Source organism: Streptomyces sp. P17, assembly GCF_032436805.1.
Classification (GTDB): Bacteria; Actinomycetota; Actinomycetes; order Streptomycetales; family Streptomycetaceae; genus Streptomyces.
This window is the reverse complement of record NZ_JAVRBF010001407.1, coordinates 1-241: the sequence shown is the minus strand read 5'-3', so window position 1 is coordinate 241 and position 241 is coordinate 1. Positions and strand designations below refer to the sequence as shown.

1 pseudogene is annotated in these 241 nt (G+C 44.0%); it reads left to right on the top strand.

The features are described from left to right. Nucleotides 1-116: 116 nt before the first annotated feature. Nucleotides 117-241, top strand: a pseudogene (locus tag RMT89_RS45160) (transposase); the annotation flags it as partial.

Here is a 241-nt window from a genome sequence, read left to right as displayed (position 1 = left end):
AATGACAAATAAGACACGTAGTAATTTACAACACAAGGCAATCAGTGACTGCTGTTTCTTCAAAGGTCGATCAGGACGCTTTGTGTAGTATTGATGCAGGGCTGTCATTACGTGAACATAGTTCCGGGAAGTTTAAGGGGCAAACCAAGATCACAAAACGAGGACGAAGTCGATTGCGAAGAGCTTTATACTTGGCCATTCGTCCACTCGTTGCCCATAATCCAACGTTTAAAGCCCTGCA